General features: G+C 65.5%; 9 protein-coding genes and 1 tRNA gene. 8 read left to right on the plus strand and 2 right to left on the minus strand.

Going from position 1 to position 14076, the window contains the following annotated elements:
* Positions 1 to 66: 66 nt before the first annotated feature.
* Positions 67 to 405 carry a hypothetical protein gene (locus IVA98_RS37460; protein ID WP_524536344.1) on the plus strand — a complete coding sequence of 113 codons (339 nt, stop codon included), beginning with the start codon at positions 67 to 69 and terminating at the stop codon, positions 403 to 405.
* A 428-nt stretch (positions 406 to 833) separates the two neighbouring features.
* On the opposite strand, the gene IVA98_RS04215 is transcribed toward IVA98_RS37460, so the two are convergent.
* Positions 834 to 1061: a DUF2171 domain-containing protein gene (locus IVA98_RS04215; RefSeq protein ID WP_027574503.1), complete on the minus strand. Its 228-nt coding sequence runs from the start codon at positions 1059 to 1061 to the stop codon at positions 834 to 836.
* A gap of 124 nt (positions 1062 to 1185) precedes the next feature.
* Between IVA98_RS04215 and IVA98_RS04220 the strand changes: the two genes are divergently transcribed.
* Positions 1186 to 2469: a hypothetical protein gene (locus IVA98_RS04220; RefSeq protein ID WP_247332538.1), complete on the plus strand. Its 1284-nt coding sequence runs from the start codon at positions 1186 to 1188 to the stop codon at positions 2467 to 2469.
* A gap of 55 nt (positions 2470 to 2524) precedes the next feature.
* Here the strand turns inward: IVA98_RS04220 and IVA98_RS04225 are convergent.
* A tRNA-Arg gene (locus IVA98_RS04225) sits at positions 2525 to 2601 on the minus strand.
* A 289-nt stretch (positions 2602 to 2890) separates the two neighbouring features.
* Between IVA98_RS04225 and IVA98_RS04230 the strand changes: the two genes are divergently transcribed.
* The 6 genes from IVA98_RS04230 to IVA98_RS04255 all read left to right on the plus strand — a co-directional run bounded on the left by IVA98_RS04230 (position 2891) and on the right by IVA98_RS04255 (position 14069).
* A complete protein-coding gene (locus tag IVA98_RS04230) occupies positions 2891 to 8095 on the plus strand; it encodes an alpha-2-macroglobulin family protein (RefSeq protein ID WP_247354331.1) in 5205 nt (1734 codons plus the stop codon).
* 144 nt (positions 8096 to 8239) lie between these two features.
* Positions 8240 to 10294, plus strand: coding sequence for a penicillin-binding protein 1C (gene pbpC, locus IVA98_RS04235; RefSeq protein ID WP_247354440.1), 2055 nt, complete (start codon positions 8240 to 8242; stop codon positions 10292 to 10294).
* Between the two features lie 50 nt (positions 10295 to 10344).
* The gene (locus IVA98_RS04240) at positions 10345 to 12087 is read left to right on the plus strand and encodes an ArnT family glycosyltransferase (RefSeq protein ID WP_247332534.1); all 1743 of its coding nucleotides are present in this window, start codon (positions 10345 to 10347) and stop codon (positions 12085 to 12087) included.
* A complete protein-coding gene (locus IVA98_RS04245; RefSeq protein ID WP_247332531.1) occupies positions 12088 to 12933 on the plus strand; it encodes a phosphatase PAP2 family protein in 846 nt (281 codons plus the stop codon). It begins immediately after the preceding gene.
* Between the two features lie 63 nt (positions 12934 to 12996).
* Entirely contained in the window at positions 12997 to 13734 is a 738-nt protein-coding gene (locus IVA98_RS04250; RefSeq protein WP_247332528.1) for a glycosyltransferase family 2 protein, read from the plus strand.
* Positions 13731 to 14069 carry a lipid-A-disaccharide synthase N-terminal domain-containing protein gene (locus tag IVA98_RS04255; protein ID WP_247332526.1) on the plus strand — a complete coding sequence of 113 codons (339 nt, stop codon included), beginning with the start codon at positions 13731 to 13733 and terminating at the stop codon, positions 14067 to 14069. The genes IVA98_RS04250 and IVA98_RS04255 overlap by 4 nt, the downstream gene beginning before the upstream one ends.
* The last annotated feature ends 7 nt before the right edge of the window (positions 14070 to 14076 follow it).

A 14076-nucleotide genomic window follows, 5' to 3' on the forward strand; every position in this document is an offset into this window, starting at 1 on the left:
AGCACGGGGTTCTTCAAAGCCGACCGGGGCTGGTAGGTCGGCACCACCTGTTTCGTCAGATGCAACGTGCCGGTGGTGATCTCGTTCCATGACGCGCAGAAATTTATCGCGCCGTCGCCCGCCGGCTTGCGCGGTCCACCTCGGCTCAGATCTCGGAACATTCGATCCGCAGCAGCGTTGGCGGCCATGACCGGCCCCGAATTGCGCGCACAGTCCTTCGAGATCGCCTGGAGATATCTCGACCAATCCGGTCTGCTAACCGGTGAACCCAAGGATTCAGCCCGCTTCATCCTGAACAGGATCGACCGCATGATGCTGCGCGGCGAGCGGCGCAGACTGCTACTGTCAAACGCCGCGATCGATGCCTACCGGCTGCGGCCTCTGCTCGTGACGCTGGATGCATGATCGATACGCGGCCGGGTGCGTCTGGTCGCCTCCACGCGCCCAGGCTCGAACGGCGAAGGCCAGTTGATGGTGACCAACCGCGACATCCGTCAGAGAAGCTTGCACAACTTCGAGGCGCTTCGCGATTCCGCCCGGGCTCACGTCCACGGCAGCGTCGATCGCCAAAAATGCCATGGCGGTGGCGGCAACTCCGGATGTGATGGCGATTCTTGTCCAATCGGATGGCGGCATCGCAATAACCTTCGACAGCTCTTTTGCATGCCGGATAGGTAGGGCTCTGCTGTCCGCTGGACAGGCCTGCGCACGCTTTCTTGAAGTGCGACAGATTTGCGAAGTTTGCTGCTTAGCGATGTTGCGCTCGACACGAATCGGCGAACCCCGAAACGGGTCCGTGAACACGGAAAAAGCCCCCGAAGGGGCTTGCTGTGTTATGCCGCTTCCGTCTTCGGCACGGCGTCGGCGTTCACCGACAGCTTGACGACATCGCCTTCGACGGCGCCGACATATTTCGTGTCGATGTAGTGATGATGGTCCTTGTGACCTTCGGGACTGTCCTTCCGGGTCAGCTTGATGCGGTTGCCCTCGACGCGGTCGACGGTGCCGACATGGGCGCCGTCCTTGCCGATGATCTTCATGTGCTCTCTGATATCAGCCATATGGTCCTCCTTGCACAGTCGTTAACTGCGAAGAGCGGCCTTCGTTGCAGGCCGCGCGGGCAGATACTGAACCCAACGCAGGGCGCAGACGTTGAATTGCGGATGGCACATATCCAAGATCCGCATGGAGACGCTTGAAGCCTATCTGGAACGAAAGCATCAGGAACTCAGGCTATTGAATGATTGTCTGAGAAACCGGCTCGATTTGGCACGTCCGCGATCCGTCGACGAAGTCGTCAGGTCCAAATTCCAGATCACTGCGGCGCTGAGAGCGGAGCATGAGCTGCATGAGTGGAAGGCGACGGAGACGGCCTGGTCGCACACGGCCGATCCCGCCAGCGGGCCGTTCCAGTTCAGTTATGACTACCAGCGGGCCGATCTTAGCGTACGCGGTCCTTCGTTCTATGAGCTCGCGTGCGGCTGCACGAGCGAGACGATCTATACCGCGTCAGGCATGGCCGCGATCTCCGCTGTGCTCCTTGCTTCCGCACAGATCATCGACAAGGCTGACATCCTGGTGCTCCCGAGCACCTACGGCGAAACGCTGGAGCTGATCCGGAGCTTTGTCCCGCACCTGCAACTCGTCGGCTTGAAGCCGCCGCTGGGCGATGCGTTTGCCCGGGGGAATTCTCCGCAAATTCTGTTGCTCGATTCCTGCTCCTTTGCCGGCGCTTTCGAGGCGGCGCTCCGCAGTGACGGCTCGGGGCTCGATCTCCTGGTCTTCGACACGACCTGTTTCGCCGGCAGATCCGTGCGGATCAGACGCGTGCTGCGATGGGCCCGGCGATACGGAATTCCGCTGGTGCTGGTGCGAAGCCACAACAAGCTCGATTCGCTCGGAGCGGAATATGGCCGACTCGGCTCGGCGGTTTTCGTCTATGGCAAGGAGCACGAGCGGCGGGCAGGGCGCCTTGACTGCAAAGGGCTCGCCGCCGCAACGCGTAACGCGGTACGGCTGCTCGGCGGCGCGGCGTTGCCGGCGCACTTCCCGCCCTTTGCGGGCAGTGCAACCTACTGGGCTCTGACGAAAAGGCGCGTTGCGGCGATCTTGCGCAACGGACGAAGCACGGCCCGATATTTTGCCGCACGGCTCCCGGCGCTGTCAGCCGAGCTCCATTTCACCCACGGCCTCTACGTCACGCTTCGGAGCAGGCGTCCGCTCGACGAGGCGAGCGCGCGGTGGGCCGCCGAAGACATGAGCAACGAACTGCGCCGAGAGGGTTTTCCCATCCGTCACGCCGGCAGCTTCGGTTTCGACTTCGCCGCGACCGAGTGGTTTCACGATGCCACCACGGACCAGTATAGCGTCCGGGTGGCCATTCCCGATCTTCCGACGGAGCTCTGGAATGATCTGGCCGCGGCCATTGCGTCGTGGTGGCGGGCGCATCAGGCCGAGGTTGGAAGATGAACGCGGCTGCGGCGCCGCGGGTGGCCGATCTAGACTAGCCCCTTTTAGCGTCGGTTGGCGATCCCGGCAGGACTCGAACCTGCAACCCGCGGAGTAGAAATCCGCTACTCTATCCAGTTGAGCTACGGGACCGTCTTCAGCCGCCCCGGTTTTGGGGGCCGGCTGTTCACCTCCATGCCAATAGGAAAAATCTGGCGTTTCGCCAAGTCTGAACCGAACCGTTTTCCTCAGAGCGGCGACAAAGCGGAACGGTGGCGTGTCAGGGTGCCGGGTCGAGCGGCAGCGCGACGGACGATGGATCACATCTCCGGATGGCGAATGCGACGATTTGCACCTTTGGTTCCATCGCCTTGAGTCCGTCACCTTTCCGCGCACTTCATTTGCCGCCGCGGCGCTCGTCCGCGATTTCCGGGAGTCCCTCATGATCGGTCTGATCCGCGCCGTCACACTCTGCGCCACGCTGGCGCTCGGCCTTGGCGCAGCGCAAGGAGCCGACAAGGCGTTCAAGCGCGACGATCTTGGCGATTCCGCGATCAAGCTGGAAGCCCAGATCAAGAGCGAGGCGGGACCGGTCGCCAAGTCCATTGCGACGCTGCGCACCGACGCCGACGCCGCCTTCCGGCGCAACGACCATCGCACCGGCCTTTCCGTGCTCGGGCAGATTGCGGCGACCACGCCGGAGGATGCCGGCAACTGGCTGCGGCTCGCCAAGATCATCTTCCAGATCTCCCCGAAGAGCTCGAGCGAGCAGACGTTCCTCTGGGAGCGTGCCTCGACCGCCGCCTATATCGCCTATATGCGCGCCGGCAATCCGGGCGAGGAGGCCGACGCGCTCGCCGCGCTCGGCAAGTCGCTGGCCGAACGCAAGCTGTGGCGGCCGGCGCTGGATGCGATGCGGCTGTCGCTGGACATGCGCGAGGTCGCCGACGTCCGCGGCCTGTATGAAAAGCTGCGCGACGAGCATGGTTTTCGGCTGCTCGACTATACCGTGGACTCGGATTCGGCGAGCCCGCGCGCCTGCTTCCAGTTCTCGGAAGAGCTGGCCAAGCGGACCGACTTCGCGCCGTTCCTGGCGTTGGCCGGCACCGACAAGCCGGCGCTGTCGGCCGAGGGTAAGCAGCTCTGCGTCGACGGTCTGAAGCATGGCGAGCGCTACAACATCAACCTGCGCGCCGGGCTGCCCTCGGCCGTGAAGGAGGGCCTGCCGAAATCGGCGGAATTTAATGTCTATGTGCGCGACCGCAAACCCTTCGTGCGCTTCACCAGCCGCGCCTATGTACTGCCGAGGACCGGCCAGCGCGGCATTCCCGTGGTCAGCGTCAACACGCCCGCCGTCAGCATCAACGTGTTCCGGATCGGCGACCGCAACCTGATCAACACGGTCGTCGACAGCGACTTCCAGAAGACGTTGTCGAAATATCAGCTCACCGATCTCGGCGACGAGCGCGGTGTCAAGGTCTGGTCCGGCGAGCTAGCGACCGCGACGACGCTGAACCAGGACGTCACCACCGCATTCCCAGTCGATCAGGCGCTCGGCGAGCTTCAGCCTGGCGTGTACGTCATGACTGCCGCGGCCAAGGGGCCAGGCTCCGACGATGATTACCAGCTCGCGACGCAATGGTTCATCGTCTCCGATCTCGGCGTGTCGGCCTATTCCGGCAACGACGGCATCCACGTCTTCGTCAACTCGCTGGCCTCGACCGATCCGGTCGGCAAGGCCGAGGTGCGGCTGGTTGCCCGCAACAACGAGATCTTGGCTACCCGCAAGACTGACGACAGCGGCCACGTGCTGTTTGAGGCGGGGCTCGCGCGCGGTGAGGGCGGGCTGTCGCCGGCGCTGCTGACCGTAACTGGCGATAACGCCGATTATGCCTTCCTCAGCCTCAAGACGAGCGCCTTCGACCTTTCCGACCGCGGCGTCTCGGGGCGCGCAGTCCCGGCCGGCGCCGACGCCTTCGTCTATGCCGAGCGTGGCGTCTACCGTTCCAGCGAAACCGTCTATCTCACTGCGCTCTTGCGCGACGGGCAGGGCAATGCCGTGACCGGCGGGCCGCTCACGCTGGTGATCGAGCGTCCCGACGGCGTCGGATTCCGCCGCGCCGTGCTGTCCGACCAGGGCGCCGGCGGCCGCACGCTGGCCGTGCCGCTCAACTCGGCCGTCCCGACCGGGACCTGGCGGGCGCGCGCCTTCACCGATCCGAAGGGCGCCTCGGTCGGCGAGACCACCTTCATGGTCGAGGATTACGTCCCCGATCGGATCGAATTCGACTTGTCCGCCAAGGACAAGCTGATCAAAGCTAATGCTCCAGTGGAGCTGAAGGCGGACGGTCATTTCCTTTATGGCGCGCCGGCCTCGGGCCTTCAGCTCGAAGGCGACATGCTGGTCGCGCCTGCGAGCGAGCGTCCGGGCTTTGCCGGCTACCAGTTCGGCGTCGCCGACGAGGAGACCACCTCGAACGAGCGCACGCCGCTGGAGAACCTGCCCGACGCCGACGCCAATGGCGTTGCGACCTTCCCGGTGACGCTGGACAAGCAGCCGACCTCGACCCGGCCGCAGGAGGCGCAGATCTTCGTCCGCATGGTCGAGACCGGCGGTCGCGCCGTCGAGCGTAAGCTGGTGCTGCCGATCGCGCCGGCGGCCGCCATGATCGGCATCAAGCCGCTGTTCGGCGACAAGAACGTCGCCGAGGGCGACAAGGCCGAGTTCGACGTCGTGTTCGTCTCGCCCGAGGGCAAGACGCTCCACCGCGACGGCCTCCGCTACGAGCTCCTGAAGATGGAGTCGCGCTATCAGTGGTATCGCCAGAATAATTACTGGGAGTACGAGCCGGTCAAGTCGACCTCGCGCGTCGCCGACGGCGATGTCGTGATCGCCGCCGATAAGCCGTCGCGGATTTCGCTGACCCCCCAGCCCGGCCGCTATCGGCTCGATGTGAAGTCGAACGACGCTGACGGCCCGGTGACCTCCGTGCAGTTCGACGTCGGCTGGTACTCCGATGGCAGCGCCGACACGCCGGACCTGTTGGAGACCTCGATCGACAAGCCGCAATACGCCTCCGGCGACACCATGACGGTGTCGGTCAATGTGCGCAGCGCCGGCAAGCTGACCATCAACGTGCTCGGCGATCGCCTGCTGACGACGCAGACCATCGACGTCAAGGAAGGCACCGCGCAGGTCAAGCTTCCGATCGGCAAGGACTGGGGCACCGGCGCCTACGTCGTGGCGACGCTGCGCCGTCCGCTCGATGCGGCCGCCCAGCGCATGCCGGGCCGGGCGATCGGCCTGAAATGGTTCGGAATCGACAAGCAGACTCGCACGCTGCAAGTGAAGCTGACGCCGCCGGCGCTGATCCGGCCGAACTCGACGCTGAAAATCCCGGTCAAGCTCGACGGGCTCAATCCGGGCGAGGACGCCAAGGTCGTCATCGCCGCAGTCGATGTCGGCATCCTCAACCTCACCAATTACAAACCGCCGGCGCCGGATGATTACTATCTCGGCCAGCGTCGCCTCAGCGCCGAGATCCGCGATCTCTACGGGCAACTCATCGATGGCATGTCGGGCACCCGCGGCCAGATCAAGTCCGGCGGCGACGCCGGTGCGGGCGAGCTCCAGGGCTCGCCGCCCACGCAAAAACCGTTGGCCCTGTATTCAGGCATCGTCACGGTCGGCGCTGACGGCACCGCAGAAGTGAGCTTCGACATTCCGGAGTTCGCCGGCACCGCGCGCGTGATGGCGGTGGCGTGGACCGCCACGAAACTTGGTCGCGCCAACACCGATGTCGTGATCCGCGATCCCGTGGTGCTGACGACGACCCTGCCGCGGTTCCTGCTCAATGGTGATCGCGGCACGGTGAATCTGGAGATCGACAATGTCGAGGGCCAGGCCGGCGACTATGTCATCAACGTGAAGGCGGGCGGTCCGGTGAAGATGACTGGCAATCCCGCCACCACGGTCAAGCTTGCCGCCAAGCAGCGCAACGCGTTCTCGATGGCGATCGATGCAACGGCCGCGGGGCAGGCGACGCTCGACGTCGACATCAAGGGACCGAACGGCCTTATGCTCGCGCGCCACTATGCGCTCGACGTCAAGGCGGCGACGCAGGTGTTGGCGCGGCGCTCGATCCGCACGCTGGCGAAGGGCGAAAGCCTGACGCTGACCGCGGATATGTTCTCCGATCTCGTGCCGGGCACCGGCAGCGTCTCGGTGTCGGCCAGCTTGTCGACGGCGCTCGATGCGGCGACGATCCTGAAAGCGCTCGACCGCTACCCCTATGGCTGCTCGGAGCAGATCACGAGCCGCGCGATGCCGTTGCTCTACGTCAATGACCTCGCCGCCGGGGCGCACCTCGCCATGGACAGCGAGGTCGACCAGCGCATCCGCGACGCCATCGAGCGGCTGTTGGCGCGCCAGGGTTCGAACGGCTCGTTCGGCCTGTGGTCGGCCGGGGGCGACGATGCCTGGCTGGATGCCTATGTGACGGACTTCCTGACCCGCGCCCGCGAGAAGGGCTTTGCGGTGCCGGACGTGCTGTTCAAGAATGCGCTCGACCGCATCCGCAACTCCGTCGTCAATGCCGACGAGCCTGAGAAAGACGGCGGCCGCGAGCTCGCCTATGGCCTCTACGTGCTCGCACGCAACGGCGCTGCTCCCATCGGAGACCTCCGCTATCTCGCCGACACCAAGCTCGCCAACCTTGCGACGCCGATTGCGAAGTCGCAGCTCGCGGCGGCGCTCGCGCTGGTCGGCGACCGTAACCGCGCGGAACGCGTCTATGGCGCCGCGCTCGACAGCCTCGCGCCGAAGCCCGCACTCGAGTTCGGCCGCACCGACTACGGTTCGCAGCTCCGTGATGCTGCGGCCCTGGTCTCGCTCGCCAGTGAAGGCAACGCGCCGAGGGCGACGCTGACGCAGGCGGTGTCGCGGGTCGAGACCGCGCGCGGGCTCACGCCCTACACCTCCACGCAGGAGAATGCCTGGCTGGTATTGGCGGCGCGCGCGCTCGCCAAGGAGAACCTGTCGATGGAAGTCGACGGCCAGCCGGTCAAGACTGCGCTCTATCGCAGCTACAAAGCCGCGACGCTGGAGGGCAAGCCGCTGAAGATCACCAACACCGGCGATGCGCCGGTGCAGGCGGTGGTCTCGGTGTCGGGCTCGCCCGTGACGCCGGAGCCGGCGGCGTCGAATGGCTTCAAGATCGAGCGCAACTACTTCACGCTCGACGGCAAGCCGGCCGATATCAGCAAGGTCAAGCAGAACCAGCGCTTTGCGGTGGTGCTGAAGATCACCGAGGCCAAGCCCGAGTACGGTCACATCATGGTGTCGGACTATCTGCCGGCGGGCCTCGAGATCGACAATCCGAAGCTGGTCTCGTCCGGCGATAGCGGTACGCTGGACTGGATCGAGGACGGCGAGGAGCCCGAACATACCGAGTTCCGCGACGACCGCTTCACCGCGGCTATCGACCGCGCCTCTGACTCCAAGTCAGTGTTCACCGTCGCCTATGTCGTGCGTGCGGTCTCGCCCGGCAAATACGTGCTGCCGCAGGCCTATGTCGAGGACATGTATAATCCCTCGCGCTACGGCCGCACCGGGACGGGCACCGTCGAGGTGCGGGCGGCGAAGTGAGGTGGTGAGGTGAGCGAAGCCGATAACGTATTTCGTCATTCCGGGGCGGTGCGCAGCACCGAACCCGGAATCTCGAGGTTCCGGGTCTGGTCCTTCGGACCATCCCGGAACGACGGCGGGAGAGCAGGGCAGGCGTCAACGCATATCATCTCAGCCCTCGCACTCACACTCATCCTCGCCATCGTCGGGTTCGTCGCCTGGGTCTATTCGCTCGGTCCGCTGCCACTCGACGAGGCGCGGCAGGTCTCGACCACCATCGTCGACCGCAAAGGCAAGCTGCTGCGCGCCTATGCCATGGCCGATGGGCGGTGGCGGCTGCCGGTCGATGCCAGGACGAATGTCGATCCGACCTATCTAAACCTGCTGCTGGCCTATGAGGACCAGCGCTTCTATGCGCATGACGGCATCGATCCGCTGGCGCTGGGCCGGGCCGCGTTGCAGCTTGCAACGCGCGGCCACATCGTGTCGGGCGGCTCGACCATCACCATGCAGCTGGCGCGGTTGATGGAGCCGCGGCGGCAGCGCTCGCTCTATGCCAAGCTGCGGCAGATAGTTCGTGCGATCGAGATCGAGCGGAGCTTGAGCAAGGACGAGATCCTCGACCTTTATCTCGCGCTCGCGCCTTACGGCGGCAATCTCGAAGGCATCCGTGCTGCTTCGATCGCGTATCTCGGCAAAGAGCCGAAGCGGCTCTCGCTGGCCGAAGCTGCGCTGCTGGTCGCACTCCCGCAATCGCCGGAGATGCGCCGGCTTGATCGGCATCCAGAGACAGCCCGCATTGCGCGTGATCGCGTGCTCGACCGCATGGTCTCGGAGCATCAGGTCAGCGCGGAGGATGCGAAGCAGGCCAAGGCCGTTGCCATTCCGAAGCTGCGCAAGCCGATGCCGATCCTGGCGCCGCATGCCTCCGACACCGCGCTTTCGATCGTCAAGGACACGCCGGTCATCAGGCTGACGCTGGACGCGAACTTGCAGAAGGTGCTGGAGCCGCTGGCACGTGATCGCGCCATTGCGCTCGGGCCCAACATCTCGGTCGGCATCATCGTCGTCGACAATGAGAGCGGCGACGTGCTCGCCCGCGTCGGCTCGGCCGATTATTTCGACGAGAGCCGGGCAGGGCAGGTCGACATGACTCGCGCCATCCGCTCGCCGGGCTCGACGCTCAAACCTTTCATTTACGGGCTCGCCTTCGAAGATGGCTTCGTGCATCCGGAGAGCCTGATCGACGACCGGCCGGTTCGCTTCGGCTCCTACGCGCCGGAAAATTTCGATATGACGTTCCAGGGCACAGTGCCCGTGAAGAAGGCGCTGCAATTGTCGCTGAACGTGCCCGCCATCGTGCTACTCGATCGCGTTGGCTCCAGCCGGCTGGCCTCGCGGCTGCGACAGGCTGGAGGCAACCTCGTGTTGCCCAAGGACGAGGCGCCGGGGCTTGCCATGGGTCTCGGCGGTGTCGGCATCACGCTCCAGGACCTCGTCCAGCTCTATACGGGTTTCGCCCGGCTCGGCACCACCAAGCCGCTGCGCGAGGTCATGACTGACAGAGATGATCGCGAGCCATTGCGGCTGCTCGATCAGGTCGCGGCCTGGCAGGTCGGCAACGTGCTTCTGGGCACACCGCCGCCCGAGAACGCCGCCCACAACCGGATCGCCTTCAAGACCGGCACCTCCTATGGCTATCGCGATGCCTGGTCGGTCGGGTTCGACGGCCGCATGACCATCGGCGTCTGGGTCGGCCGGCCCGACGGCGCCCCGGTTCCCGGCCTGATCGGGCGCGTCGCTGCCGCGCCGATCCTGTTCGACGCCTTCGCCCGAACCGGCAAGACACTCGCTCCATTGCCGAAGCCCCCCAGGGGAACCCTGGTCTCCAGCAACACCAAGTTGCCGCTGCCGCTGAAGCGGTTCCGTCCCGTCGGGGAATTGGTACGCACCGGCGGCGAGCAGGCGCTACACATCCAGTTTCCGCTGAACGGCTCGCGGATCGACGTCGATCGATCGAGTGGTCGGGAGGGCGCGGCGATGCCGGTCAAGGTCGCCGGCGGCGTTCTGCCCATGACCGTCATGGTTAACGGAACCGCGCTTGGCGAGATCGACGGCCGTCGCCAGCGCCTGATCGATCCGCCCGGTCCGGGCTTTGCGCGACTCACCGTCATGGATGCGACGGGCGCCGCGGACACAGTTGTCATTCGAATTCAATGAACCTGCCTCAAGCGGTTGTGGCGATGGCGGTTTCAGCGTAAGCGGAACCAATGGCCGAGCCCTACCCGAGCCCCCGTTTTGGAGCACCCCGCGAGCCGAAAGCGCCCGTGAATCCGGGCAGCGGGCTCGTGCGCATGCTCGATATTGTCACGGCCAGTCACGCCCGTGCAGTCGGCTTTCTGGTGCTGAGTGCGCTGCTGCTGTTCCTGCCGGGCTTCTTCACCATCCCGCCTATTGACCGCGATGAAGCGCGCTTTGCCCAAGCCACCAAGCAGATGGTCGAGAGCGGCGACTATGTCGACATCCGCTTCCAGGAGGATGTCCGCTACAAGAAGCCGGTCGGCATCTACTGGCTGCAATCGGCCGCGGTCGAAACCGCCGCGGCGCTCAAGCTGCCGAAGGCCGAATTGCGCATCTGGGTCTACCGGCTGCCGTCGCTGCTTGGAGCGATCGGCGCCGTGCTCATGACCTATTGGGCCGCACTCGGCTTCGTCACCCGGCGTGCCGCGGTGCTGGCGGCGCTGATGATGTCCGCCTCTGTGCTGCTCGGCGTCGAGGCGCGGCTGGCCAAGACCGACGCGATGCTGCTGCTCTGCGTGGTGGCCGCGATGGGCGCGATGGCGCGGGCCTATCTGTCATGGCAGCGCGCCGAGGACGAGACCCATCCGCCCTGGAGCTGGCCTGCGATCTTCTGGAGCGCGCTCGCCATCGGCATCCTGATCAAGGGCCCGCTGATCCTGATGTTCGCGGGCCTCACCATCGTCGCGCTCGCGATCCAGGACCGCGACGCCTCCTGGCTGCGGAAGCTGCGCCCGGTCTGGGGCCTGATGTGGATGCTGGTCCTGGTGCTGCCCTGGTTCGTCGCGATCTTCTGGCGCGCGGGCGAGGCCTTCTTCGCCGATTCCGTCGGCGGCGACATGCTGAGCAAGTTAGCGGCCCAGGAATCCCATGGCGCGCCGCCCGGTCTTTACCTCGCGCTGTTCTGGATCACGTTCTGGCCGGGCGCGCCGCTCGCGGCCATGGCGGCGCCCGCAGTGTGGCGGGCTAGGCGCGAGCCCGGCGCGCAGTTCCTGCTGGCCTGGCTGGTCCCGTCCTGGATCGTGTTCGAGGCCGTACTGACCAAGCTGCCGCATTACGTGCTGCCGCTGTACCCCGCGATCGCGATCCTCACCGCGGGCGCGCTGGAGCGGCGTGTGCTGTCGCGGTCCTGGCTGATGCGCGGCTCGGCCTGGTGGTTCGCGATCCCCGCGGCCGCCTCGATCATCGCCGTGGTCGGCGCCGTGATGCTGACGCGCCAGCCGGCCTTCGTGGCCTGGCCTTTCATCGCGGCGTCGCTGATCTTCGGCCTGTTCGCCTGGTGGCTCTACGACAACAATCGCGCCGAGCGCTCGCTGCTCAACGCGCTGGTCGCCGCGCTCATGTTGGCGGTGACGGTCTACGGAATCGTGCTGCCGTCGCTGACCCCGCTGTTTCCGAGCATCGAGATCGCGCGCGCGCTTCGCAACGTCACCTGCGTCGGACCGAAGGCGGCTGCTGCCGGCTATCACGAGCCGAGCCTGGTGTTCCTGACGGGCACGCAGACACTGCTCACCGACGGCTCGGGCGCGGCTGACTTTCTGCGGCAGGGCAGCTGTCGCTTCGCCCTGATCGAGCAACGCTCGGAGCGTAGCTTCGTGCAGCGCGCCGAGGCGATCGGGCTGCGCTACAAGGTCGGCACGCGCATCGAAGGCTACAATTTCTCGCAAGGGCGCGCGATCTCGATCTCGATCTTCCGCTCGGAGGGCACCGAATAGATGCGGGCCCCGAACGACATTGGGCCGCCTGCAGGCTATCCCGCGCAATTGCTCGCCGTGTCCTGGCGCGCGCTGGCGCAGCTCGTGCGCACGCCCTCGCATTCGCGCCGCGCCGAGGCCGCCCGGAAGCTGGCGCGGCATTCGCTCTGGCTCAGCGCAGCCGGCGCAGCCCTGGTCATCGTGCTGATGGTCGGGCTCGACCAGACTGAGATCCAACTGATGCCGGCGCGCGGCACGCCAAGCCTCTGGCCGATCCGTATCCTCACCGATTTCGGCAAGGACGAGTATGTGCTGTGTGTGCTGGGGGCTGCGCTGGTGGTCGTCGCCTTCGTCGCGGCAGCACTGCACGGGACCCGCCGCGCGCTGCTGCTCGGCCTCGGCACGCGGCTGCAATTCATGTTTCTGTCGGTTGCCGTGTCGGCGTTCGCTGCCGAGATCCTGAAATATCTCATCGGGCGCGGACGTCCGTTCGTCGGCGGCAAGCCCGATCCGTTCAACTTCGTCCCGTTCGAGGGCACGGGTGCCTACGCCAGTCTGCCGTCGGGCCATGCGGTCGCCGCATTCGCCTTGGCGTTTGCAGTGTCGGCATTGTGGCCGCGCCTGCGCGTATTCATGTTCACTTACGCGATCGTGATCCTCTTGACCCGCTTGGTGCTGCTCGCGCATCACCCGAGCGATGTCGTTGCCGGCGCCATGGTCGGCCTGGTCGGTGCCATGGTCGTCCGCTACTGGTTTGCGGCCCGAAAACTGGGCTTCGCCATCCGGGCCGACGGCACCATCGTGCCAATTGCGGGGATGGTCTCCGGCCGCCTCAAAAGGGTTGCCCGTCGGACATCCGGCCCATAAAAGCGGTTGCCTGCCGGACCGCCGGTTCCACGGGGCAGGCCAATTCCAACCACGAGCCTCGATTTGTCGACGTCCCAGCCTTCGGTATCCATCGTCGTTCCCGTGCGCAACGAAGCCGAGAACATCGCGCCCTTGATCGAGGAGATCACGGCGGCGCTCGATGGCCGCTGGGCCTATGAGATCATCTATGTCAACGACGGCTCGACGGATGCGACCGGCGAGCGGCTCAGCGCCATCATGAAGCAGCGGGACAATCTGCGTCAGCTCCGCCATGCGCGATCGGGCGGCCAGTCGGCGGCAGTGCGCAGTGGCGTGCGTGCGGCGCGCGGGATGATCGTGGCCACGCTTGACGGCGACGGCCAGAATAATCCCGCGTTCCTGCCGGACCTGATCGCGGCAGTCGAGAAGGGAGCAGGGCGGGTCGGGCTCGCCGCCGGCCAGCGGATCGGGCGCAAGGACACCGGCTTCAAGAAATTTCAGTCGCGCGTGGCCAACGGCATTCGCAACGCGATCCTGAAGGACGGCACGCGCGACACCGGCTGCGGCCTGAAGGCGTTCCGGCGCGACGTCTTCCTGATGCTGCCCTATTTCGACGGGCTGCATCGCTTCCTGCCGGCGCTGGTCCGCCGCGAAGGCTATGACATTGCCTATGTCGACGTGATCGATCGGCCGCGCCGCTCCGGCGTGTCGAATTATGGCTTTTTCGACCGGCTGTGGATCGGCATCATGGATCTCGCAGGCGTGTGGTGGCTGATCCGGCGGAAGAAGCCGACGCCAGATGTGACCGAGGTGAACGCATGATCATCCAATACGGTCAGGCGCTGAGCAACTATCTCTACGACGTCTTCGTCGCCAAGTTCGATTTCTGGCTCGCGTTCGGCCTCGTCGCGCAATTATTCTTCACCGCGCGCTTCCTGGTGCAGTGGATCGCGAGCGAACGCGCCGGCAACAGCGTGGTGCCGATGGCGTTCTGGTTCTGCTCGATGGGCGGCGGGCTGATGACGCTGGTCTATGGCGTTGTGAAGCGCGAACCCGTCATCATCCTCGGACAGTCGCTCGCGACCATCATCTACGTCAGAAACATCATGCTGATCTGGAAGAACCGCGGCAGCGCCTCGAAGACGCTGGATCGCTGACGGGACA

This window comes from Bradyrhizobium sp. 160, from assembly GCF_023073735.1.
In the GTDB taxonomy this organism is placed as follows: Bacteria; Pseudomonadota; Alphaproteobacteria; order Rhizobiales; family Xanthobacteraceae; genus Bradyrhizobium.

Coding starts and splice junctions, on each gene's coding strand:
- IVA98_RS04215 (WP_027574503.1), bottom strand. CDS start 1,061: ATGGCTGATATCAGAGAGCACATGAAGATCATCGGCAAGGACGGCGCC.
- IVA98_RS04220 (WP_247332538.1), top strand. CDS start 1,186: ATGGAGACGCTTGAAGCCTATCTGGAACGAAAGCATCAGGAACTCAGG.
- IVA98_RS04245 (WP_247332531.1), top strand. CDS start 12,088: ATGCGGGCCCCGAACGACATTGGGCCGCCTGCAGGCTATCCCGCGCAA.
- IVA98_RS04240 (WP_247332534.1), top strand. CDS start 10,345: ATGGCCGAGCCCTACCCGAGCCCCCGTTTTGGAGCACCCCGCGAGCCG.
- IVA98_RS04230 (WP_247354331.1), top strand. CDS start 2,891: ATGATCGGTCTGATCCGCGCCGTCACACTCTGCGCCACGCTGGCGCTC.
- IVA98_RS04255 (WP_247332526.1), top strand. CDS start 13,731: ATGATCATCCAATACGGTCAGGCGCTGAGCAACTATCTCTACGACGTC.